The organism is Aquimarina sp. 433 (assembly GCF_054054605.1).
In genome coordinates, this window is the sequence record NZ_JBSWZK010000001.1 from 695,461 (window position 1) to 718,288 (window position 22,828).

General features: G+C 31.9%; 24 protein-coding genes and 1 tRNA gene. 15 read left to right on the forward strand and 10 right to left on the reverse strand.

Features of this window, described 5'->3' with window-relative positions; all coding sequences use genetic code 11:
* The first annotated feature begins 62 nt into the window (after positions 1-62).
* Positions 63-602 (forward strand): DUF427 domain-containing protein, encoded by a 540-nt coding sequence (locus ACWNT5_RS02905; protein WP_456516565.1) that lies wholly within the window; start codon positions 63-65, stop codon positions 600-602.
* A 94-nt stretch (positions 603-696) separates the two neighbouring features.
* Here the strand turns inward: ACWNT5_RS02905 and ACWNT5_RS02910 are convergent.
* Positions 697-778: transfer RNA gene (locus ACWNT5_RS02910), tRNA-Leu, on the reverse strand.
* Positions 779-934: 156 nt separating this feature from the next.
* Between ACWNT5_RS02910 and ACWNT5_RS02915 the strand changes: the two genes are divergently transcribed.
* The 6 genes from ACWNT5_RS02915 (at position 935) to ACWNT5_RS02940 (ending at position 7,744) form a co-directional block, all read left to right on the forward strand.
* Positions 935-1,876, forward strand: a complete 942-nt coding sequence (locus ACWNT5_RS02915; RefSeq protein ID WP_299604191.1) for a ribose-phosphate pyrophosphokinase — start codon at positions 935-937, stop codon at positions 1,874-1,876.
* 25 nt (positions 1,877-1,901) lie between these two features.
* Positions 1,902-2,504: a 50S ribosomal protein L25/general stress protein Ctc gene (locus tag ACWNT5_RS02920; protein WP_456516566.1), complete on the forward strand. Its 603-nt coding sequence runs from the start codon at positions 1,902-1,904 to the stop codon at positions 2,502-2,504.
* A gap of 231 nt (positions 2,505-2,735) precedes the next feature.
* Entirely contained in the window at positions 2,736-3,362 is a 627-nt protein-coding gene (pth, locus tag ACWNT5_RS02925) for an aminoacyl-tRNA hydrolase (protein ID WP_456516567.1), read from the forward strand.
* Between the two features lie 199 nt (positions 3,363-3,561).
* On the forward strand, positions 3,562-4,494 hold the full coding sequence (locus tag ACWNT5_RS02930) for a bifunctional riboflavin kinase/FAD synthetase (protein ID WP_456516568.1): 933 nt from the start codon (positions 3,562-3,564) through the stop codon (positions 4,492-4,494).
* Positions 4,491-5,810 carry an HTTM domain-containing protein gene (locus ACWNT5_RS02935; RefSeq protein ID WP_456516569.1) on the forward strand — a complete coding sequence of 440 codons (1,320 nt, stop codon included), beginning with the start codon at positions 4,491-4,493 and terminating at the stop codon, positions 5,808-5,810. Before ACWNT5_RS02930 ends, ACWNT5_RS02935 begins: the two co-directional genes overlap by 4 nt.
* Before the next feature lie 35 nt (positions 5,811-5,845).
* The gene (locus ACWNT5_RS02940) at positions 5,846-7,744 is read left to right on the forward strand and encodes a histidine kinase (protein ID WP_456516570.1); all 1,899 of its coding nucleotides are present in this window, start codon (positions 5,846-5,848) and stop codon (positions 7,742-7,744) included.
* A gap of 332 nt (positions 7,745-8,076) precedes the next feature.
* On the opposite strand, the gene ACWNT5_RS02945 is transcribed toward ACWNT5_RS02940, so the two are convergent.
* On the reverse strand, positions 8,077-8,628 hold the full coding sequence (locus ACWNT5_RS02945) for a M23 family metallopeptidase (protein WP_299604204.1): 552 nt from the start codon (positions 8,626-8,628) through the stop codon (positions 8,077-8,079).
* Between the two features lie 823 nt (positions 8,629-9,451).
* Here ACWNT5_RS02945 and ACWNT5_RS02950 point away from each other — a divergent pair.
* The gene (locus tag ACWNT5_RS02950; RefSeq protein ID WP_299604206.1) at positions 9,452-10,144 is read left to right on the forward strand and encodes a helix-turn-helix domain-containing protein; all 693 of its coding nucleotides are present in this window, start codon (positions 9,452-9,454) and stop codon (positions 10,142-10,144) included.
* 99 nt (positions 10,145-10,243) lie between these two features.
* Here the strand turns inward: ACWNT5_RS02950 and ACWNT5_RS02955 are convergent, their stop codons facing one another.
* From ACWNT5_RS02955 to ACWNT5_RS02980, 6 genes are all read right to left on the reverse strand, one after another.
* Positions 10,244-10,420, reverse strand: coding sequence for a hypothetical protein (locus ACWNT5_RS02955; RefSeq protein WP_299894543.1), 177 nt, complete (start codon positions 10,418-10,420; stop codon positions 10,244-10,246).
* 63 nt (positions 10,421-10,483) lie between these two features.
* Positions 10,484-10,666, reverse strand: a complete 183-nt coding sequence (locus ACWNT5_RS02960; RefSeq protein ID WP_299604209.1) for a hypothetical protein — start codon at positions 10,664-10,666, stop codon at positions 10,484-10,486.
* A gap of 100 nt (positions 10,667-10,766) precedes the next feature.
* Positions 10,767-11,000: a hypothetical protein gene (locus ACWNT5_RS02965; protein WP_299604211.1), complete on the reverse strand. Its 234-nt coding sequence runs from the start codon at positions 10,998-11,000 to the stop codon at positions 10,767-10,769.
* Between the two features lie 459 nt (positions 11,001-11,459).
* Entirely contained in the window at positions 11,460-11,618 is a 159-nt protein-coding gene (locus ACWNT5_RS02970) for a hypothetical protein (protein WP_299604214.1), read from the reverse strand.
* Between the two features lie 41 nt (positions 11,619-11,659).
* Positions 11,660-11,896, reverse strand: coding sequence for a hypothetical protein (locus ACWNT5_RS02975; protein WP_299604217.1), 237 nt, complete (start codon positions 11,894-11,896; stop codon positions 11,660-11,662).
* Between the two features lie 25 nt (positions 11,897-11,921).
* Positions 11,922-12,143 carry a hypothetical protein gene (locus tag ACWNT5_RS02980; RefSeq protein WP_299604220.1) on the reverse strand — a complete coding sequence of 74 codons (222 nt, stop codon included), beginning with the start codon at positions 12,141-12,143 and terminating at the stop codon, positions 11,922-11,924.
* 272 nt (positions 12,144-12,415) lie between these two features.
* Between ACWNT5_RS02980 and ACWNT5_RS02985 the strand changes: the two genes are divergently transcribed.
* Together ACWNT5_RS02985 and ACWNT5_RS02990 are read left to right on the forward strand one after the other, a co-directional pair.
* Entirely contained in the window at positions 12,416-13,018 is a 603-nt protein-coding gene (locus tag ACWNT5_RS02985; RefSeq protein WP_299894531.1) for an RNA polymerase sigma factor, read from the forward strand.
* A 1-nt stretch (position 13,019) separates the two neighbouring features.
* Positions 13,020-13,769 carry a hypothetical protein gene (locus ACWNT5_RS02990; RefSeq protein WP_456516571.1) on the forward strand — a complete coding sequence of 250 codons (750 nt, stop codon included), beginning with the start codon at positions 13,020-13,022 and terminating at the stop codon, positions 13,767-13,769.
* Here the strand turns inward: ACWNT5_RS02990 and ACWNT5_RS02995 are convergent.
* Both ACWNT5_RS02995 and ACWNT5_RS03000 read right to left on the reverse strand, forming a co-directional pair.
* A complete protein-coding gene (locus ACWNT5_RS02995; RefSeq protein ID WP_456516572.1) occupies positions 13,758-16,808 on the reverse strand; it encodes a CHAT domain-containing protein in 3,051 nt (1,016 codons plus the stop codon). The genes ACWNT5_RS02990 and ACWNT5_RS02995 overlap by 12 nt on opposite strands.
* Positions 16,809-17,087: 279 nt before the next feature.
* Complete coding sequence (locus ACWNT5_RS03000; RefSeq protein WP_299604232.1) at positions 17,088-17,465, reverse strand: hypothetical protein; 378 nt, start codon at positions 17,463-17,465, stop codon at positions 17,088-17,090.
* 381 nt (positions 17,466-17,846) lie between these two features.
* On the opposite strand from ACWNT5_RS03000, the gene serS reads away from it, so the two are divergent.
* From serS to rsmA, 5 genes are all read left to right on the forward strand, one after another.
* The gene (serS, locus tag ACWNT5_RS03005; RefSeq protein WP_299604235.1) at positions 17,847-19,118 is read left to right on the forward strand and encodes a serine--tRNA ligase; all 1,272 of its coding nucleotides are present in this window, start codon (positions 17,847-17,849) and stop codon (positions 19,116-19,118) included.
* A gap of 95 nt (positions 19,119-19,213) precedes the next feature.
* Positions 19,214-21,001 (forward strand): tetratricopeptide repeat protein, encoded by a 1,788-nt coding sequence (locus tag ACWNT5_RS03010; protein ID WP_456516573.1) that lies wholly within the window; start codon positions 19,214-19,216, stop codon positions 20,999-21,001.
* Positions 21,002-21,126: 125 nt separating this feature from the next.
* Positions 21,127-21,435: a DUF4286 family protein gene (locus ACWNT5_RS03015; RefSeq protein WP_299604239.1), complete on the forward strand. Its 309-nt coding sequence runs from the start codon at positions 21,127-21,129 to the stop codon at positions 21,433-21,435.
* Between the two features lie 32 nt (positions 21,436-21,467).
* Positions 21,468-21,884, forward strand: a complete 417-nt coding sequence (locus ACWNT5_RS03020; RefSeq protein ID WP_299604242.1) for a hypothetical protein — start codon at positions 21,468-21,470, stop codon at positions 21,882-21,884.
* A 1-nt stretch (position 21,885) separates the two neighbouring features.
* Positions 21,886-22,752, forward strand: coding sequence for a 16S rRNA (adenine(1518)-N(6)/adenine(1519)-N(6))-dimethyltransferase RsmA (gene rsmA / locus ACWNT5_RS03025; RefSeq protein ID WP_456516574.1), 867 nt, complete (start codon positions 21,886-21,888; stop codon positions 22,750-22,752).
* The last annotated feature ends 76 nt before the right edge of the window (positions 22,753-22,828 follow it).

Below are 22,828 nucleotides of genomic sequence, written 5' to 3' on the forward strand. Positions count from 1 at the left end.
CAAGTTAAACACAATGAAGTTTCAAGAATTTAATGTAGAACTAAAACCTTTATAAGACAACTATGAATTGGTTAGATAATGCGCGTAATCATTGGAAAAATAGAGGTGACAAAAGGCCTCCTTTCGCAATAGAACCTAAAAAAGGACAAAGATCTGTTTGGGATTTTCCTAGACCACCCATTATTGAAAAAGTCAATAAACCAATACTAGTCAAAGATCATGATCACATAATTGCGGATTCAAAAAACGCATTAGCAGTATTAGAAACAGCCAGTCCTCCTACATATTATATTCCAAAATCTGATGTAAATATGTCAAGGTTACTACTAATACCAAGAAAAACTTCTTTTTGTGAGTGGAAAGGAAAGGCAATATACTATGCTTTACGCACCAATCCTCATCAATCAATAGCCTGGTCATATCCTAAACCATTTCCTGAATTTACCTTATTAAAAGACCTTATCGCGTTCTATCCACAAGATCTACAATGCTTTGTCGATGGGAATTTAGTAAAAGCTCAAAACAGTAAATTTTATGCAGGATGGATCACACCAGATGTGGTTGGACCTTTTAAAGGCGAACCTGGAACCGAAGGATGGTAATTCATAAAATGGAATAACTATTTTTAATCTAAAAGCCAAACCAAAAAGATTAATAATAAAAAAAGCCTTCAGAATTAAATCCTAAAGGCCTTTGTACTCAAGGTGGGAATCGAACCCACACTCCCGAAAGAACTGGATTTTGAATCCAGCGCGTCTACCAATTCCGCCACTTGAGCATTTTTAATCGAATTGGACGGCAAAATTAAAAAAATAATTCATCAGATCCATTAAATAAGTAATAAAATACTCACCAGAGTAGAAATAAATTTTTAAATTTGCACCTTGTTTTAAAAAAATAAGTTTTAACTCATTACAAAACAACTATTTACCCTATGCCTAAATCAATTACAGAAGCGCAATTTTTTGCGTGTACCCAAAGTACAGAATTAGCTGAGAAGATCGTACATGCGTATGGGGCGAAATTAGGTAATGTTATTACATCAACGTATAGTGATGGTGAGTTTCAACCGTCTTTTGAAGAATCGGTAAGAGGATCTAGAGTTTTTATTATTGGATCTACTCATCCTAGCTCTGATCATCTAATGGAGATGCTGTTAATGTTAGATGCTGCAAAAAGGGCTTCTGCCAGACATATTACAGCAGTAATGCCATATTATGGTTGGGCACGTCAGGACAGAAAGGACAAACCGAGAGTTCCGATTGCAGCAAAGTTAATTGCAAAAATGCTAGAAACTGCTGGTGCCACAAGAATTATCACTATGGATTTACATGCAGATCAGATCCAAGGATTCTTCGAAAAGCCCGTAGATCATTTGTTCGCTTCTACTATATTTTTACCGTACTTACAATCCTTAAACCTGGACAATCTTACCATAGCTTCTCCAGATATGGGTGGTTCTAAAAGAGCATATGCATATTCGAAAGCACTGCAAAGCGATGTGGTAATCTGTTATAAGCAGCGTGCCAAAGCCAATGTGATTTCTCACATGGAATTAATTGGTGATGTAACCGGAAAAAATGTTGTGTTGGTAGATGATATGGTAGATACTGCCGGAACACTTACCAAAGCTGCCGATTTAATGATGGAACGAGGAGCAAAAAGCGTAAGAGCTATTTGTACTCACCCTATTTTATCTGGTACTGCTTATGAAAGATTACAAAATTCTAAACTAGAGGAATTAATCGTTACAGATTCTATTCCTTTAAAACAAGAAAGTAACAAAATTAGAGTGATTACTTGTGCAAATTTATTTGCAGATGTAATGAATAGAGTTCATAATAATGAGTCTATCAGCTCTAAATTTATAATGTAAATTAATAACTATTAATATATTTAAAATGAAGTCATTAACAATCAATGCATCTCAAAGAGAAAGCGTAGGCAAGAAAGCAACAAAAGCCTTACGTAATGCTGGACAGGTACCTTGTGTTATTTATGGTGGAGACACTATTGTACACTTTGCAGCGCCAGAAATTGCTTTCAAAAATTTAGTGTACACTCCAGACGTTCATACCGTGGTAATAGCGTTGGATAATGGTCAAAAAATAAATGCAATCCTACAGGATATTCAATTTCATCCTGTAACGGATAAAATTTTACACATCGACTTTGTTGAGATTTTCGATGACAAACCAATTACGATGGAAATTCCATTTAAAACTACTGGAAATTCTCGTGGTGTACGATCTGGTGGTGTGTTACGTTTTAACTTAAGACGTATCAAAGTAAAAGGTTTAGCATCAAAATTACCAGATGTAATCGAAGGAGATATTACAGAATTAAAAATCGGTAATAAATTATATGTTACTGATGTAGCTAGTGAAGATTATACAATTCTTCATCCTGATAACACAGTAATCTGTCAAGTGAAAACTTCGCGTAACGCAGTTGCAGATACTGATGATGAGGAAGAAGAAGAAGCGGCAGCAGCTGAAGCTTAATCTTTTCTTCATAGAAAACAATCAAAAGCGCTCTGATTATTTTTTCAGAGTGCTTTTTTTATTTTTGCAATGATTTTATGAGGGCGTGTCCTCCGCTATACTTCGGTCGGGCTATTCGTTTTACTCCTCGATTATTTATCTATCGAGAGCACTTCGACAAGCTCACTGCAGTACCGCAAAATCTATAATCTGCGGGGTGCTCACTACTATCCCTCACGCAAAAGAAGAGCTATGTTTGCTATTTTTAGAAACCTTTTTTCAAAAAAAGAAGAAGAAACTCAAGAAGATCTTATGAAAAAATTTCTTGTTGTAGGTCTTGGTAATATTGGACCTAAATATCACAATACGCGCCATAATATTGGTTTTAAAATTTTAGACGCTCTCGCAAAAGAGGAAAATCTTACTTTCGAAACTGAAAAATTAGGAGATCTAACCACCTATAAATATAAGGGGCGTACTTTATTATTACTAAAGCCTAATACATATATGAACCTCAGCGGAAAAGCAGTTCGCTATTGGCTTACCAAAGAAAAAATAGCTATCGAAAATCTTTTAGTCATAACAGATGATATCAATCTATCATTTGGTACAATTCGATTAAAAGCTAAAGGAAGTGCTGGTGGCCATAATGGTTTAAAAGATATAGAAGCACAACTAAATACTTCCAAATATAGTAGGTATAGATTTGGTGTTGGAGCAGAGTTTAGCAAAGGCAGACAAGTAGATTATGTGTTAGGAGAATGGAATTCTGAAGAAGAAGCTGCCATGCCAGAAAGATTGGATAAATCCATAGCACTTATTAAATCTTTTGCAGGTGCAGGATTAGCCAATACAATGAACACCTTTAACGGAAAATAAATAGTAGATCTCGCAACATTTGCTTAATTTTATAGCTATCTAGCATTATGTATCTAATTATGAGTTATAAAACTAGAATAGCCACATGGTTGTATCAAAATTAATCTTCTTGAAATCAGACAAACACATAACACATACCACAGTTGTTGCTCATCTATATAAATTCCATCTTACCCCTAAAAATCAATAAGAAAAGCGGATGAAACTTTATAATGACGCAAAAACATATGATAATCATTCTCCTTCAGTTGTTACTATCGGAACTTTTGATGGAGTTCATATTGGACATAAAAAAATAATTGATCGGTTAATTGAAGCCGCAAATCGAGATAATCTAGAATCAGTTATTCTTACATTTTTTCCCCATCCTAGAATGGTATTACAAAAGGATACTAATATAAAATTGATCAATACAATTGACGAACGTATTCAAATTTTAGAAAAAACAGGGTTGGACAACTTGGTAATCCACCCATTCACAACAGAATTTTCTAGACTTACTGCCAAAGAATATGTAGAACAAATGCTTGTTGATACGTTGAATATTCGCCATGTAATTATAGGATATGACCACCGTTTTGGCCGGAATCGGAATTCTAATATAACTGATTTGGCATCCTTCGGAATTCAAAATAATTTTACTGTCGAAGAAATTTCAAAACAAGATATTGACGATGTCGCTGTTAGCTCTACCAAAATTAGAGAAGCTTTGCTAGAAGGAGATATTACCAAAGCGAATAAGTACTTAGGGTATAATTTTATGCTTACAGGTAAAATTGTAAAAGGAAAAGAGCTTGGTAGAAAACTAGAATATCCAACAGCCAATCTTTATATAAAAGAAGAATATAAACTAATCCCTAAACGAGGAGTATACGTAGTAAAATCTCAAATTAATAATAAAATATACTTTGGGATGATGAATATCGGTAATAACCCAACGGTTAACGGACAACATCAGACCATCGAAACTCACTTTTTTGATGCTTCTTTTAATTTATATGAAAAGAAAATTCAGATAGAACTTTTAAAACGCATAAGAGACGAAAAGAAATTTAATTCTTTGGAAGATTTAAAAATTGCAATGCAAGAAGATGAGGATTTTTCTAGAGAATATATAAATTCTATGGTATGATCAATCGTTGGTTATTTACACAAATCGACAATAGTGCATTAATAATTTTTAGAGTCTTTTTTGGATTTTTAATTGCTGCAGAGTCGTTTGGAGCGATCTTAACTGGATGGGTACGACGTACATTAGTAGAACCCCAATTTACATTTAATTTCATTGGTTTTGAGTTTTTACAGCCATTACCTGGTAATGGGATGTATTTCTATTTTGCGCTCATGGGAATCTTTGGAATCTTTGTAATGATAGGTTTCAAATATCGATGGAGCATGATTGCATACACCGTACTTTGGGCTGGTGTATACTACATGCAGAAATCATCATACAATAACCATTATTACCTCTTGTTATTACTTTGCATTCTCATGAGTACATTACCTGCTGGTAATTACTTTTCCATAGATGTAAAACGAAATCCCTTGCTCAAAAAAATATCAATGCCTAGATGGTGTGTTTTATTTATTATCATTCAATTATGGATCGTTTATACCTATGCTTCTGTAGCAAAATTATATCCGGATTGGCTGGATTATACCGTTGCAAGAAATTTGATGCTCTCTAGAGCAGACTATCCAATTGTTGGAAGTATCTTACAAAAACACTGGACGCACGTTAGCATTACATATTTTGGCATTCTATTCGACCTTCTAATTATACCATTATTATTATGGAAAAGGACACGATTAGCTGCTTTTTGTATAAGCATATTTTTTCACCTTTTTAATTCATTCGTATTTCAAATAGGCATATTTCCGTATTTATCGCTAGCATTCAGTGTATTCTTCTTTTCCAAAGAAAGAATACATAAAATTTTCATGCCCAAAAAAGAATTCTATATCGATAACGAAATTATTGTACCTTCTTATAAAAATCTTTTGATACCCGCACTATCGATATGGTTTCTTATTCAACTTGCCTTACCTGTTCGGCATTGGTTTATTCCTGGTGATGTTTTATGGACCGAAGAAGGTCATAAATTAAGTTGGAGAATGATGTTGAGAGGAAGATCAGGACATACTAACTTCTACATAGAATTTAAAGATGAAAATTCTAAGAGAATACGAGTAGACAAAAATCAATATTTGTCTAAAAAACAACGTCGAATCGTAAATACAAAACCTGATGCCATATGGCAGTTTGCTCAATTCCTTAAAAAAGAACACAAAAAACAGGGGAAAGATATTGCGGTATATGTAAAAAGTCGTGTATCTGTAAATGGCAAAAAATCTAGAGTCCTCATAGACCCAGATGTGGACCTTACCAGTGTTGATTGGAACTACTTTACAACCAATCCTTGGGTAATTAAATATGATAAAGAATAATTCTTTATTATTGTATAGCAATATTTTAGTGTGTAATGGGGGTTTCTACTAAAAGAATATTACTTGTATGTATACTACTTTCTTTTCTGGCGAATAGCCAAGAGAAGAAAGATTGGTACTCTTTTTTTGGAAAAATACCCAATACAGTTTCAAAGCATTATTATCAGAAATTAAAAAACTCAGAAAATCCATTAGACAAGGCTAGAATAATGGATACGATTGCTACGATACACATCCAATCCGGAAATACGGATTCGATTATTTATTACGGTAACTTATTGCAAGAGCATATTTTATCAGAAAAAAGCGCATTCGAAGAATTCAATATTTATCTTTCTAAATCCTATCATATCCTCGGAAAAGGAAAGCTACAGAAAGGTCTTTTTGATGATGCTATGAAACACCATCTCGATGGTATTGAGATCTCACCCATTTCAAATATGGAGAGAATGCACTATTCTCATCAACTAGGTCTAGGAACAGTGTATTTATATCAAAAGGAATATGACAAAGCACAACCTATTTTTGAAAATTGTATCAATAACACAAAAGATACGAGCCTATTGCTTTTAGCCAACAAGTTACTAGCAGATACATTCTTTTTTAAAAATGAGTTTTCTGAAGCTAAGTCGATATATCTTGAAGTATTAGAAGGGCTGAAACTTTATGAGAATAATAAAATAAGACTACAGACCCAATTAAAATTAGGGCGAATAGATCTTTTCGAAAAAAATCTTTCTCATGCGCTAACCTATTTTTCTTCAGTAAAAGATATCGCCTTAGAAAGCAAATTCTATGACTTATATATCGATGCGGTTATCCAAATGGGTATCGTTTATTATAATCAAGGTTATACACAAGATGCAGAAATAATACTATCCTCTGCTTATGTAAATACGGTACAATGGAATAAACTAGAACTACAACGCGACGTAATCAATGTACTTAGAAACTTAAAAGTTGCAGACAACGATTATGAAAACGCTTACAATCTGATGACGCAATATCTTTCTGTTTCCAACCAGATTCTTAAAGATCAGAACAAAGCTATTGTAAAAGAAATGGAGGTAAAGTATCAGACTCTAGAAAAAGAAAAGGAAATACTTGCTCTTAAGGAAGAACAACTATTAAAAGAAAGTGAAATTGAAAGACAACGTACTATCAAAAAAGCCTTTTTGATAGGTTTTCTAATTGTTTTACTCCCAGTCATTGCTCTATTATTTGTTTATTTTCAAAAACTAAAAACACAAATTGCGCTGAACAAATCACAAGAAGAAGTAAACTCTCAAAGAGTTCACGCATTAATGATTGACCAAGAATTAAATCTTATCAATGCTACCATGGAAGGTCAGAATAATGAACGAAAACGATTAGCACGAGAATTACATGATAGTATAGGAGGAAATCTAGCCAGTATAAAACTGCAACTTTCTGGCGTAGATGATCAAGAAAGTTTTCAATCTAAGATCATCAAACAAATTGATGAAACCTACCATCAGGTGCGCGATATTTCTCATAATTTGGCTTCCAAGAAGTTTCAGGATAATGGTGTGTCTTCCCTTATTAAAGAATATGTGAACAACATAGAAAACGGTAGTAATCAAAAAATTTCATTCAATCCTTATCCCGAAGAGAAGATTAATGAAATTGAAAGTCCATTAAAAGAAGAACTATTCAAAATCATACAGGAATTACTCACCAATACATTAAAACACGCCCAAGCAGATCAAGTAGATATATATTTGAATAGATATCAAACGATTCTACAACTCCTTTTTGAAGATAATGGTGTTGGGTTTGACACTTCAAAAACCAGAGAAGGAATTGGTTTTGAAAATATTAGAAACAGACTAAAACTTCTTTCAGGCAGTTTAATGATAGACTCCACTATTGATAGAGGTACAGTGATCAATATCGAAATTCCCGTTTCTTAATCTCACTATGGATTCTTCTTTGCTTTAATTCGATTTCTTTAGATATCATTTTCAAGTTAATAGTAGTAAATATCCATTGATCGACAGAAAACACAGACTGATCTATAATAATCATACACTCATCTTTTTGGACACATAAATCATATAAATGCTTCTTACTTTTATACCAGAGTTATAAAAAATAGTACAGTTTGTATGAAACATAAAATAAGTAACCAAGAGTTGCCACTAGAAAGAAACATACAGTAATACTTAAACATATTGATCCCCAAAATTTCGCATCGTCATATTATGTCAAAGCTATGCATCTCGCATAGCTTTTTTTATATAGTTTAGGGTCTCAACCAAGTATCAGGATCTAGATAAAACATCTTACGATTTCCTTGAATAACGTTTGGATCTCTTAACCACCAATAAGGAAAAGGTGTTGTAATTGAATAATGTAAATGTGGTGGTTTCCCGATAGCATTCCCAGTATTACCAACAGTTCCTAATTTGGTTCCTAATTTTAACGGCTGAAAAGGAAAAGCCTCCACTTGATCTAAATGCGCATAATAATGAAAACGCCACTTAGGTCCTAACACCATAACCGTTTTCCCTCCTTTCCCACCTTCATAAGTGTAAATCACTAAACCGTAAGTAGCAGATATTACATCGGTTCCCTTCTCTTTAAATATATCGATTCCCTTGTGTGTTACAGAACTTCCCCAAGGATACGCCCAAAAAGAATTATCATCCCAATCTTTTATGGTTGCACCATGAACAGGAATTACCATTTTTTGAGGGATCAAAAAGCCAATAGCTATTACTATAAGAGGCAACAAAGTATATTTTCTGGTTTTACGATTTCTATATAGAAAACCCATCCAAGAAAATAATGACACCAGAAAGTTTTTTGTTGTGGATGTGATCATATTATAGATAAATATACAATATTAAAACACAGCTATTTTAATGAGCTATATTACAAATGACTTTATAGCGGTTTTTAATCCTCTTTAATAAAGGTAAACTTTCAATATTGTTCTTCTAGAAAAATCCCAAAATACAAAAGGGGAAATTTACGGTAACATATTATTAGGTTTTTGCATAAACTAAAAGTAGGCCTTGGTTAAGAGGTCTAGTTAATAAGGATGGTCCGATAGATTAAAACAGTTTGTCTATAGTGCATAGCTTGTTAACTAAGTATGTTATTATTAACGAACCTATCGCATTCATATTTTGAACAAATTTTAAATGATTTTCACACTACACTTAGGAATTCTTTCGAACTCTTTACTTCTTTATATTTTATGGAAAAATGGTAGAAAAGAACTTCATTTCAAAGTACTTTTTATGATCTTTTTATGGATACTTTTTACGCAAATAAGTTTTTTAGGCTTTATTAACGAAAGTAAAATTATTTTTTATGCTATGTTCTTGTTTCAAGATACTCTTCCAACAAGCGTAGGCCCCTGTTTATATCTATATGTAAAAACAATCTTTTTTCCTAGTAAGCATGTTTTTAAAAACAATTACAAACACTTCATTATTCCTTTCCTCTATCTTCTTTTTGCTAGTATTCCTAAGCTAATTAGTCTCATAAATAGCTCTGAACCCTTTACCCATCTTAGAATTGGTCTCGAAAACCTTTGGGCACTTAGCAATATCTACTCACTAATTTATTGTATACTAGCACTTATCATTTTGTCAAAAACAAAAAAACTTGTGAAGTTCTATTATTCAAATATCAACTCCAACGATTTAGACTGGTTACAGATTTTTTTATATGGTACAATTGTTATTATAGGTATTGATATTTCTATAACTATTTACGAAGTACTATTCGGTGATATCACTTCTGCAATCGGAATTATTGCCGTTTTCGTGGTCTTTTTAATTGTGTATTTAGCATACAAAGGTATTTCACAAACAAAGGTATTATTACCAGAATTCTTATTAAAAAAAGAAGATGTCATACACGAACAGAGTACAGAAGAATCTAGACTTATTTCTCATCAAACCAAAATCACACATGATCCAGAAGAATTGGATATTTTATTCAAACGACTAGAAATCATTATTCGCGAACAAAAATGTTATCTAACACCCGAATTATCCTTAAAATCAGTATCTGAAAAACTCAACATCTCTGACAAAAAGCTATCCTACTTATTGAACCAACATATGAATGTTAGTTTTTATGATTATGTAAATCAATTTAGAGTAGAAGAAGTAAAGAAAAAAATTATGAATCCTTCATTTTCTAAATACACACTATTGGCTATTGCTCTGGAATGCGGTTTTAACTCTAAGACCAGTTTTAACAGAACTTTTCAACGCTTTGAAAAAATCACACCTTCAAAATTTAGAACCCAAGTTTTGAAATCAAAAAGTAATTATGACTTAACCGAATTGTAATATTTACAACTTGTGATAAACTTAAATACCAAATCTATTTCACATAAAAAAGCCGCCTTCATATAGCAGGCGGCAATAATAAATTAAAGTATTCTCCTACTATAATTTACAACATATACAATGCCCTGTGATATAATAGCCAGGCTCGCAAGTTCCATCCGAAGAAAAATATGGAGCTCTGCATCTGTCCACTGCTATAGGAAGTAACCCTCCATTAATATTTTTTTGTTCTGATTTCTCTAAAATTTTACCTAAAGCTTGAATTGATTTTTTCATAAAATGATGAATTAATGATTTGTATATAATTACTGTTGTTTGATGATTTGACTATGAATCTTATTAAGAATACAAACAAAATTCTGGAATACACTGAATAGGTGTAGTATCACTAAAAAGGTAACAACAACTTACATTGTCACAAATAAAATCTACGGTTGGACAATCTTGCGAAAAACCTCCATTGATTTGTTTTTGAGCATTTTTAGTAAGCACCATTCCGAAGCTTAATAATGATTTTTTCATAATGTACTAGTTTATTTGTTATTAAAACATTTCGCATAATAATCCCTGTTAATTACCATCTTTCAAAACGGTATTTTATTAAAGATGCTTAGTCTTTTTATTAATAGAACCAAAAACCTCCACCGATACCTGTGCAAGCTGCGGCATGTCCGTTGATGGTACAACTCTCATCCTGTTCACGACCTACGCAAGCACTTGAGTGCCCAACAGAACCCACTCCACCAGTACCTGTTCCGATACAAGTTGTAACTATAGCGATTAGACGACTTCCTGCGATTTGTTGTTGTTCTTTTCTAGTCAATACTTTACCTAAAGTGGACAATGATTTTTTCATTCCTAAACAATTTAGTGAGTTAATTAATCCCTGACCCTTTTTCGACACTCAGGGCTGTGTCTTTTTTTTCACAATACACTCTCAAAAATGGCTATATCCTACAAAACCAATGAGATAAATTATTATGATATAAACGTAAAACTCCCCGAAGTAAAGTGTAAATTCCTTGAAAATCGTACCAAAAGAAGATGTGGCACCTTTTTTATTCGATTATAGTTTCGAATATGTATTTGAAGTAATTTTAAGAATGCTTAGAAATAATAATTTAAAAAATAAAGAAGTGAGAACTCAATAACTTTTATTTTCTATTTTAAAATTTTACTATTCTACTGCATTTAAAGTGTGGTTTCAAATCTAAAACCATCTTTTAGGTCGCCATAGACCTAACTTGTTGTGATGTTTATAATAATTTTTTAAGATAAGAGCTTCATAAATCGAAGCTCTTATTTACTACATTAATTATAATAGACAATTACCCATAAAGCATCGAACAGGACACCACTGATTTGTAGTATGTGCGTTCCCGCCAGCACACCAGTAAATGTTTCCTTTTCCATTAATTTGTAATTGCTCTGATTTACTCAATTTCTTGCCAAATTCTAATAATGACTTTTTCATGGTTTTAATAGTTTATTTGTTTATTTAAGAATTATATGGTTTTAAACGCAGCATTGTCCATTAACAACACTACCAAAACAACGTCCTCCTGGAAAAGGATCTCCCCAAGCAGTTCCATTTGCAACGAAAGAACATTCTCTTCCATTAACAAACTCTCCACCTTCTAAAATGTAATCTGAAGAACATCCACAAGCAACGAAAGCAAGTCTTCCTCCATGGATCTCTTTTTGTTCTGATTTACTGATTGTTTTACCAAACTCTAACAATGTTTTTTTCATGATTCTAAAAGTTTTGATTTAAAAATTAAGCGCAAACTCCTCCGTAAAAACCAGACATATCGCACCTTCCAGTACCACATTGAGAAGAACTTGTACAAGCACATCCTCTAGGAAGCCCTGTTCCATTATATACATCTCCTCCACCTGCACAGATATCTTCAGAATCGGTAAACGAAATACCTCCTTTGATTTGTTTTTGTTCGTTTCTGTTTAAAGCTCTTCCTAAGTTTAACAATGATTTCTTCATTAGTAATTATTTTAAAATGATTAAATCCTTGAACATTTTATGACACTCAAGGTATATGTCAATTCATTTATCAATCCCCTACAAAATGAATTTTCAGATAGGGTTCTATGGTAGTAATGCAGGAACTAAAAAACATAACAGCTTTTATCAATATTTTTTGATTTTTATTTTTTGATTAGCTTTGTATCCTTTTGAAACAATGATCCATAAAGGTTGTCTTTAATCAATAGATTTGATCACCGTTTAATTGTTTTAAAGAAATTTACCCTTATATGAATAGAAATAAACTTGAAAAGATTGTTGAACAAGCGAGGCAAGGAAATGAACTGCCATTTGACTACTTTTTCAAGGATCTTTTTAAGCGATTACAACCAAGACTTTTATCACTAACTAAATCTCCACAAGAAACTGAAGAGATCTTTATTTCGGCTATGCAAAAGTTTTGGGAACGTTTCGTTATTCAAGAAGAAAACTTACCAATAAATAGTTTGGGATACATTTATCAAATGTGTAAAAACAACTGGCTAATGAATAAGAGGAATCCATGGAATTCCTTTGCATTAAAAGACGATTTACATTTGTTGAGTAACCGAGAACAATCTAATAATACATATAGCAATGACTCTATAGAAGATCTCGAACAGGAATGGCTACAAAACAAAGCATTATCACAAGCATTAGATGCCTTATCCGACAAATGTAAAATGCTAATGCAGTCAGAAATAAATCCTGAAATTAAATTAAAAGATTTACAACAAGAATTAGGATTTGGAAATTATCAAGCTCTTGTGCAAGCAAAATATAATTGCAAAAAAAGACTTATTAAAAAGGTATATGAAATATTTGATCAACTAATAGCTCATAAACAACGTTAAGATGAAGAAGATAGAGGATAACGATATTGCATTAATTACTCGGTATTTTGACCTTGACCTTTCTGAAAAAGAAATGGAGGCGTTTGATCAAAGATTTCAAAATGATCCTGACTTTGCGATTAAGGTAACGAAATATCGTCTTAGTATAGGTCTTATTAAAGAACATTATCCTAACCAAGAGCAAGAAGAACGCTCTGAAAAATGGAAACAATTAATTTCTGAGAATCCGTCAGTGAACCAAAAACAATCCTGGAAATTAATTGCGGCTATTGCTGCTACAATTGTAATATTAGTAACATCTTGGTATTTCTCGGTTTCATCATCCGAAATTAATCTCAAAGTTTTAGCAAAAAATGCTTGGGATAAGAATGTCGGTTTTAGTGATTATCTAGTAAGAAACAATGTTGAAGACAATCCAAAAAAACTAGTAATTAATGCCTTTAAATCTTATAAAAAGAAAAATTATCAGTCAGTGCTTGAGCAATTAAAAGATTTAGATAATTCGTATAGATATTATGAAGATGTTCTTTTAATAAAAGCTCTTGCTACGTATAAAACAGGACATTCCAAAAAAGCATTGCAGATATTAGATTCTTTGAAAAATTATCCCTCAGAAAAGCTATCCAAAGAAGCGCAGTGGTATATGGGATTAATTTATTTAGATCAAGATGATCTTATAGCCGCTAAAAGATATCTCGTAATTCCTAATCACAAAGATCATGAGATACAATTAAGCGAATCATCTTATTAATTTTCTTTTCAGGAAGAAAAATATGCCTATAACTAAAAATCCTAACAAAAAGAACCACTTCCAGTTATTTGTACTGGGTGTTTCAAATGTAATAGTACTATAATCCCCTAATAAAAAAAAGCCTCCCCAATAAAAAGGGTCTTTTGTAAAAACATCTGTAGTTTCCAGATATTCTAATTTTGCTTGTTGCAAGGCTATAGCTTTATTCATTCCTTTAGTAAGGTTACTGTAAAAGCTTTGTATTATTATGGGCGTAGTTTTATCTGATACTTCCCAACTAGTAAGCAATAAACTTTTTGTTCCTGCATATTGAAAAGCGGTCCCTAAGCTTAAAATCCCTTCTCCTTTAGCGACCTTCCCCATTCCAGTATTACAAGCACTTAACACGGTTAACTCCGCAGGAATCTCGAGTGAGTACAATTCATGACTATAAAGAACATTATCTTCTAATGAATCTTTGGTTTTGGTAAAATAAATTCTGGAATTATCTGGGTTTTGATGATCCACTTCTCCATGCAACGCAAGATGTAGTACATTATAATTGGAAAGGTTATTTTTAAAATTACGTTCAATTGCCTTGGAACCAAAGAAATATCTTCCTTTAACAAGTTCTGCTATTTTTTTAATCTCATTTCTTGTCCCGGGCAAATCGTCATCTATATTTCTTAATACTTTCAACTCCATTTGATCTCCAGCCAATAAGGAATCTTGATTAGAAAATGAAAATGCCAAGCATTCTTTTCGAACATCAGTATTTATCACCTTTTGATTTGATTGATCCAATAACAAACTGGCAGAATTCGCATAACTGATCGCAAATTCTTTTATCAAATAGGGTTGTTTTTTCGGGTCTTTTGTTTCTAAATTTTTAGTTAGCAAAAGATCGAAATTAAGATGCCATAAAGATTCATCAGGGATAATAATTAACTGATTGCCTTCGATATTATCTTTTATTGGAGCTATTAATTTTTGGTATAATTCAAAACTTATTTTTTTAAAAGCTTCTATATCTTTAGACAAAATATGCTCTCTAAATTGGTTTATTTTTTTATTCAGATCAGAAATTGATTCTTGATTTATTGTAATCCCATTTTTAGTGATGACAAAAGCATACAAAATATCATCTTCTATAAAGTACTCTATCAACGTGGTTTTTGTAGGAAGGTAATTCTGAATATCATTAACAACCAAAGGAGTATAATTGAATTTTAGGTTATAATACTTAGGATATTTTGCTTCAAGCACCTTAATCAAAGAGTCCTGCCTTCTTGAAATAGTTAAGAATTTTGATTCCAAAAAGTTAATCGTATCCTTATCCTTCGTATTTATCAAACTAGATTTGAGTGCTGATAATTCTGCTTTAATCTTATGTTCAATTTCTAAAAGTTTGTTAGGTAATCCAGCATAAGTTTTAGCCTTTTCATCATTTAAAAGCCCTTTAAGGATATTATATTTACTACTTTCTGAAAAATAAAAAGCCTTTCGAATCCATTTTTCATCATTACTTTTTTCATATTTTAATAAATATGCAGCAATGGCTCCACTATATACTCTTTTAGTATTTTTTGCCAAGACCTCTACATCTTTAGGATCATATTCTCTTCTTAAAACTTCTATAAGTTTCTTTGCCGTATTATAGGTTTTTATACTTTCATTCAGAATAGTATCCTCCTTTTTTTGTAGATAAATTTTCTGTAATGAATATGCTTTTTTTTCTAATGAATTTAATAATCTGACTGGCGAAATAAAATCTTCAAATATTAGTTGTGAATTATCATTATTCCTATATGCTTTTTTATTGGCTTCTATAGCTTTTTCTGAATAAACAAGTGATTCCTCATACTTTTTTTGTGACAGAAATAAATCGACTAGTAAATTATAAGAATAAACAATATTTGAATTTCCACTTTCAAAAATATTCTGGTGAATTTTTAATGATTTTTCCAAATACTTTTGAGCCATATCAAAAGCATTAGCTTCCTGATACAATAAACCTATTGTACTATAGACCTCGGAAGTTCTTATATGGTTTTCTCCAAAATTATTAAGACAAATATCTAAAGCTTTCTTAGCATAATAAATCCCTTTTTGTCCACCATAAATTTGTGCAACAAATGAATATGGATAAAACAAATCCTTATAACCTTCTCCATAAGTATTTACACCAATTTCAATTGTTTTCTCTACATGGTACAAAGCCTTTTCTCTTTGTCCTAATTCTATATAGACCGTCCCGAGATTATGATGTAGTCTAGCCTGATCTGGATGATTATCACCTAAATTATGAATACTAATTTGAAAAGCTCTTTGATAATATTTTAAACTTTTGTTGTAGGCTTTTTTATAGTAATGAATAATCCCTATTTTGTTATATATTTTTACAAAATAGAGGTTGTTTTTATCAAATGTTTGGCTTGCAATTTTATAAGCGTTTTCAAAATACCCAAGAGCTTTATCATAGTTACCTACGGCATATAATATTCGACCTATTGCTTCATAAACATCAGCAATTTGAATATGATTCTTACCGAGTTTATTTTCCCTTATTCCCAATGTTTTATCATAATATTCAAGTGCTAGCTCATAATCTCCCTTAGTTCCATAGATATTTCCTAGGTTAAAATAGGAATTTGAAAATTCCAAATCATCATTAGGTAGAACTTTAGATTTAAGCTTTAACGCTTTTTCATAATATGATAATGATATTTTTAAATCAGACCCTTTCAATCGATAGCAAGTACCTTTATTCTCTAATGCAATGGCATATTGAAGATGATCCGATCCTAACTTTTTAGAACTAATATCAAGCGCTTTATTTGCCGTTTGCAAAGCCTTATTAAGCTGAACATTCTTCCATTGACTTTCCGAAATTTTATTATAGCATGCTACAACTTTTTCCCACTGATTATTTTTCTGATGTATTACTAATGCTTGTTCAAAATTAAGTATAGACTCTTTGAACTTATTCTGCAACAATAACACGTCTCCTAATTTGAAATACTCCTCCGCAGTTGTTTTTTCTACTGCTTGAGAATTCACTACTAAACTAAATAACAACAATATACATGTAATATTTAATAAAGAATTCCTGAATTTCATAAGCCTGATATAAATGATTTGATGAAACGAGTTATCTAATAGTGAGTTTTTAAAAACTTACCATTAGATAATTTAATTTCCTTTCAAAAGTAGTATTACACAGACAAAGAAAGAAGTAAAATCTAAATATTTATACTTGTAAAAGCATTACAAAAGAGAACATAATCTTTTACTTACGATCTCTTTTTCTTTATTAAAATATTTATAAGACAAAGAATATTAGAAAGTCGGAATAGAAGCTGCTAAAACTTCTTTTTCGTAATGCGTGATTTTATTGTCTTCAGAAAACTCAAACTTCATGATCATTGAGGATTTTTCTGCTTGCATAATGTATGATTTTTCTCCATCTTTTTCAGAAATCATTCGACAGTCTTCTATCATTCCTAAAGTCTGATTCGTACTGTCTAGAAAACGATCAATTTCTTCCATAGTCATTTTCTCTTGATACTTTTCGTCTAATAGATCAAAAATCATCGATGGAGAAAGATAATTATATCCTTTGGTGAAATCTGCAATAATTACGTCCTTATCATCCAGATTCTGAGCAGAGATTGTGTGAATAAAAAATACGGTAAATAAAAAATATAATGGTTTCATGTTGGGGGTGTGTATTGATTATTCTTTGTATAAATGTAAGAAAAAACTTCGAAATAAAAGATTATTTAATCGATAAAAAACATTTTTTATCGATTAAAAGAATACGTAAATCAAAGTATTACCCCTTGAATATCATCAAAAATTATAAAAAGATAAAGTCTGGTTTACTTGATTACATTTTTCAACGATCCATACTAATTTTTACCCACATAATACTATGCTCGTTTTCTATCTTTATTTAAATTTGCTTCTTTAATGCGAAAGGGATAGTAGCGACATCCTTTTGTTTTATAATTCTGAGCTTGTCGAAGGAAAAAACAAAAGATATAGCGAATAGCCCGACCACGAGGAAAGCGAGTGGAATCGCCCAAAACAAAACACATGTTACTTGCACAACAAATCATAGCCAATAAAGAAGAGTATGTTAAAGCTCTAGCCAAAAGAAATTTTGATGCTGCTGAGATATTAGAAAAAGTCATCAGTCTAGATGAAGAGCGTCGTGCTACGCAATCTAAATTAGATACCATAAAAGCTGATTCTAATAAATTAAATAAAGAAATTGGTTTTTTATTTAAAAATGGAGAACAACAAAAGGCTAATATTTTAAAAGAAAAAGCTTCTCAAATAAAGGAAAGTATGAATTCTCTGGAACAGCGACTTCCAGAGGTAAAAACAGAACTTACAGAACTTTTGTATACGATTCCAAATATCCCTCATGATTCTGTACCTAATGGACAAAGTGATGAAGATAATGAAGAAGTGTTTAGAGAAGGAGAAATTCCTGTGCTAGAAGAAGGCGCATTACCACATTGGGAATTGGCGAAGAAATATGATATTATCGATTTCGAGCTTGGAGTAAAAATTACAGGAGCTGGGTTCCCAGTATATAAAGGAAAAGGAGCGCGACTACAACGTGCACTAATTAGTTACTTTTTAGATAAAAACACTGCGGCTGGTTATAAAGAGTACCAAGTACCTCACTTGGTAAATGAAGCTTCTGGATATGGAACCGGTCAATTACCAGATAAGGAAGGTCAGATGTATCATGTAACTGCAGATGATCTATACCTGATACCTACGGCAGAAGTGCCTGTAACAAATTTATTTAGAGATAATTTGGTAAATGAAAATGATCTTCCGATTACTTGTACTGGATACACACCTTGTTTTAGAAGAGAAGCAGGGTCTTATGGAGCTCATGTAAGAGGATTAAACCGTTTACATCAATTTGACAAAGTAGAGATTGTTCGTATTGAAAAACCAGAAAACTCTTATGAAGCATTAGATGGAATGGTCGCTCATGTAAAAGAAATTTTGAACGAACTTAAATTACCTTACAGAATTTTGAGATTATGCGGTGGTGATATTGGTTTTACTTCTGCACTAACTTACGATTTTGAAGTTTTTTCTACCGCTCAGGATCGTTGGTTAGAAATTAGTTCTGTATCAAATTTTGAATCTTATCAGGCAAATCGTTTAAAACTTAGATACAAAGATAGTAATGGTAAAAACCAATTAGCGCATACCCTAAATGGTAGTTCTTTAGCTTTACCGAGAGTACTTGCTGGAATTCTAGAAAACTATCAAACACCTAATGGAATCAAAATTCCGGATGTGTTGGTTCCTTATTGTGGATTCGAATACATTGATTAACACATACTATATTGGATTGCTAGCATACTAGTTTAACAGTATCTATAACATTATATCAAAGCGCATTTTGCTATATTTACAAAAAAACTTGCAGAATGCGCTTTATTGCTATCATTATATTTTTTGCTTTCTTAACACCTGTTTTCGGTCAATCCGAACAATTGGCAAAGAACTATGTGCAGCAAGGCCAATATGAAAAAGCACTTTCTATTTATCAAAAGCTTCATTCTAGAAACCCAAATAGAACTACTTATTTATTAGGTCTTGTAGAAGCTCACCAGCAGTTAGAACAATTTGATAAAGCAGAAGAAATTCTGAAAAAGCAGATTGAGCGAAAACCCAGTAATGCACAATTGTTAGTAGAACTTGGGCATCATTATGAAGTTCAGGGAAACCCAGAAAAGGCAAAAATGTATTATGATAAGGCTATTAAAATATTTAATAGTAATAATGTAAATGCTGCTTATTCTCTAGCACAGACTTTTGAAAAATATAACCTTTTGGATCAAGCTGCTTTGATATATGAGAGAGGTATGGCCTCTAATCCAGGTTCTAATTTCAACGTACAACTTGCTAAAATCTATGGAGAACAAGGAAAACTAGAGAAGATGTTTAGTAGTTACCTTTCGTTACTCATTTTACAACCTAATTACAAAAATATTGTTCAGCGAAATTTTAGTCAATATATAACTGAAGATCCTTTTAACGAAGCTAATGTTATATTCAGAAAATTATTGATTAAAAAACTACAACAAAATCCAGATATTATCTATAACGAAATGCTCAGTTGGCTTTTTGTGCAGCAAAAGGATTTTAAAAAAGCTTTCGTGCAAGAAAAAGCAATTTACAAACGTAAAGATGAAGGCCTGCAAGGTATTATCGGTCTTGCTAGAATTGCCATTGGCGATAAAGACATTAAATCAGCAACGCAAATTTTGGATTATATCCTTAAAGCTCCAGCTGGAAACGACATGAAACTTACTGCTCATAAGATTATTCTAAAAGCAAAAACAGATCTGGCAGAGAAAAAAGACTATAAAGAAATTAATAAACAGTATACCGAAGTATTTAACACCTATGGAAAATCTCGAGAGACTATCGGATTACAAATAGACTATGCTCATTTCTTAGCTTTTAATCAGGATGAAAAGCAACAAGCAATTGATTTTTTAAAACGCCTACTAAAGGAAGAAAAACTATCCAGATTTCAGTCATCTAGAGCAAAAATGAAAATTGCGGATATCTTGGTATTGGACCAAAAGTTTAATCAAGCATTGATTTATTATTCTCAGGTACAAAATGCCCTAAAAAATAATTTTCTTGCTCAAGATGCACGTTTTAAAGTCGCAAAAACCAGCTATTATAAAGGGGATTTTGCATGGGCGCAAACTCAACTGGATGTTTTAAAATCATCAACTTCTCAGTTGATCGCAAATGATGCAATGGAATTGAGTCTCATTATTAGTGACAATTCATTAGAAGATTCTACACAAACAGCTCTTAAAATTTTTGCAAAGGGAGACTTATTATCTTTTCAGAATAAAAACCTAGAAGCTATTGCCAAATATGAAGAAATTTTGGTCAATCATAAAGGAGAAAAGATAGAAGATGAAGCCTTTCTGAGACAGGCTAAATTATTCGAAAAAGAACAGGAATTTGAAAAAGCGAAGGTGAATTATCTAAAAATTATAGAATTCTATCCTGATGACATTTTAGTAGATGATGCTTATTATTGGTTGGCTGAGCTCTACGTAAACCAACTAAACCAACCAGAGAAAGCAAAAGAATTGTATGAAAAGCTCATCTTTAATCATGCAGATAGTATCTATTTTGTAGATGCGAGAAAAAAATATCGTGCACTACGTGGTGATGCTATAAATTAGATTCGCTTTTAATCCCTTGTCACTTTTAAATATTAACTAAGAAGTAATAGTAGGTCTTAGCTTCTTCGTACCTTTGCCTGCTACCAATAATTTTTGGTGTAGCAATAATAAAGAAGAATATTCGCATGTACATATATAACGTAACTATCAATATTGAAGAATCCAAAAACGAAGAATGGTTACAATGGATGAAAAGCGAGCATATTCCAGATATGTTGGCAACAGGAAAATTTAGTAAAGCACTAATGACTAAAGTTTTGGTAGATGAAGAAATGGGTGGTATTACTTATTCGGTGCAGTATACTACCGATAGTAAGCAAACTTTAGAGAAATACTATCAAGAAAATGCCGAGCAATTGCGTGCCAAATCCAATAGGTTTGCTGGTCACTTTGTTGCTTTCAGAACGGAACTAGAAATTATTAGTGAACACTAATTCATACCTAAAAAACAATTAAAAATAGATTTGTGAAGACATATCATGCGTCCATACTATATGCTATCAAAATTTTCGGTCTCATTGTTTGTGCTGGCTTTGCGGTATTTATTATAAGCCTATTCATTAATATCGTCTCATTTTTTATAGAAAGTTCACTATTCGAAAAAATTGTTGTTGGTATTCTTGGTACTTCATTTTTAATAGCAGCATTTTTAATTATTAGATCTAATAATCCATCAATAAGCTTTCATGAGAAGTATATACGTATTGGACGTCAGGAAATTCCTTATGAAATTATAGCTAGTTTTCATAGCGCAAAAGGAGGTTCAGAACCGTATTTACTAACCAAACAGGGTAATAAGATTGATCTTGAAATTTCCTGGTTTAGAAAAAAAGATCGATTAGAAATCGAAAAGACTCTTGTAGAGAAAATCAATCCATCATAGCATGTCATCAAAATTTAAAAAAAATAAAAAGCATAGTTCTCATGATAAAATCAATTATGAGAAAACTGCTGTACGTGCTAAAAAACATTTGGGCCAGCATTTTTTAAAAGATGAAAATATAGCGAGAAAAATAGGTGACACCCTAACGCTAAATAACTATACTAATGTTATTGAGATTGGCCCTGGAATGGGAGTACTTACGAAATACATTCTTCAAAAAGATCTCAATCTGGTTGCTATGGATTTGGACACAGAATCTATTGCTTATCTCAATACAAATTTCCCTTTGGAACATCCAGAAATAAGGACTGGAAAAGGTAGCTTTACAGTGATTGAAGCAGATTTTTTACGATTTGATCTCGATACTTTATTTGATAACGAACCTTTTGCGATAACTGGTAATTTTCCGTATAATATATCCTCACAAATAGTCTTTAAGACCTTAGAAAGGAGAGAAATAATTCCAGAATTTACAGGCATGTTTCAAAAAGAAGTTGCCCAACGTATTTGTGAAAAACCAGGAAGTAAAACATATGGTATTTTATCTGTATTAACTCAAGCATTTTATGATGCTGAGTACCTATTTACCGTGCCTCCATCTGTTTTTAATCCTCCACCAAAGGTGGATAGTGGAGTCTTGCGTTTGATCAGAAAGGAAAACTATACACTTCCATGTAACGAAAAACTATTTTTTAGTGTGGTAAAGACGGCTTTTGGTCAACGTAGAAAAACCTTAAGAAATAGTTTAAAAACATTTCAACTACCCGATAATATTAAAGAAATGGACTTGTTCACCAAAAGACCTGAACAATTAGATGTCACTCAATTTATAGAGCTTACCTTACTCATAGAAAAAACGGTGAATTAATTCATTTAACATCATTGTAAAGTGCAATTCATTTCTTTGGTTATCTTTGTGAGCGTTTGTAAAGAATTCCTATAAA

Coding starts and splice junctions, on each gene's coding strand:
- ACWNT5_RS02905 (WP_456516565.1), top strand. CDS start 63: ATGAATTGGTTAGATAATGCGCGTAATCATTGGAAAAATAGAGGTGAC.
- ACWNT5_RS02915 (WP_299604191.1), top strand. CDS start 935: ATGCCTAAATCAATTACAGAAGCGCAATTTTTTGCGTGTACCCAAAGT.
- ACWNT5_RS02920 (WP_456516566.1), top strand. CDS start 1,902: ATGAAGTCATTAACAATCAATGCATCTCAAAGAGAAAGCGTAGGCAAG.
- pth (WP_456516567.1), top strand. CDS start 2,736: ATGTTTGCTATTTTTAGAAACCTTTTTTCAAAAAAAGAAGAAGAAACT.
- ACWNT5_RS02930 (WP_456516568.1), top strand. CDS start 3,562: ATGAAACTTTATAATGACGCAAAAACATATGATAATCATTCTCCTTCA.
- ACWNT5_RS02935 (WP_456516569.1), top strand. CDS start 4,491: ATGATCAATCGTTGGTTATTTACACAAATCGACAATAGTGCATTAATA.
- ACWNT5_RS02940 (WP_456516570.1), top strand. CDS start 5,846: ATGGGGGTTTCTACTAAAAGAATATTACTTGTATGTATACTACTTTCT.
- ACWNT5_RS02955 (WP_299894543.1), bottom strand. CDS start 10,420: ATGAAAAAATCAATTCAAGCTTTAGGTAAAATTTTAGAGAAATCAGAA.
- ACWNT5_RS02960 (WP_299604209.1), bottom strand. CDS start 10,666: ATGAAAAAATCATTATTAAGCTTCGGAATGGTGCTTACTAAAAATGCT.
- ACWNT5_RS02965 (WP_299604211.1), bottom strand. CDS start 11,000: ATGAAAAAATCATTGTCCACTTTAGGTAAAGTATTGACTAGAAAAGAA.
- ACWNT5_RS02970 (WP_299604214.1), bottom strand. CDS start 11,618: ATGAAAAAGTCATTATTAGAATTTGGCAAGAAATTGAGTAAATCAGAG.
- ACWNT5_RS02975 (WP_299604217.1), bottom strand. CDS start 11,896: ATGAAAAAAACATTGTTAGAGTTTGGTAAAACAATCAGTAAATCAGAA.
- ACWNT5_RS02980 (WP_299604220.1), bottom strand. CDS start 12,143: ATGAAGAAATCATTGTTAAACTTAGGAAGAGCTTTAAACAGAAACGAA.
- ACWNT5_RS02985 (WP_299894531.1), top strand. CDS start 12,416: ATGAATAGAAATAAACTTGAAAAGATTGTTGAACAAGCGAGGCAAGGA.
- ACWNT5_RS02990 (WP_456516571.1), top strand. CDS start 13,020: ATGAAGAAGATAGAGGATAACGATATTGCATTAATTACTCGGTATTTT.
- ACWNT5_RS03000 (WP_299604232.1), bottom strand. CDS start 17,465: ATGAAACCATTATATTTTTTATTTACCGTATTTTTTATTCACACAATC.
- serS (WP_299604235.1), top strand. CDS start 17,847: ATGTTACTTGCACAACAAATCATAGCCAATAAAGAAGAGTATGTTAAA.
- ACWNT5_RS03010 (WP_456516573.1), top strand. CDS start 19,214: ATGCGCTTTATTGCTATCATTATATTTTTTGCTTTCTTAACACCTGTT.
- ACWNT5_RS03015 (WP_299604239.1), top strand. CDS start 21,127: ATGTACATATATAACGTAACTATCAATATTGAAGAATCCAAAAACGAA.
- rsmA (WP_456516574.1), top strand. CDS start 21,886: ATGTCATCAAAATTTAAAAAAAATAAAAAGCATAGTTCTCATGATAAA.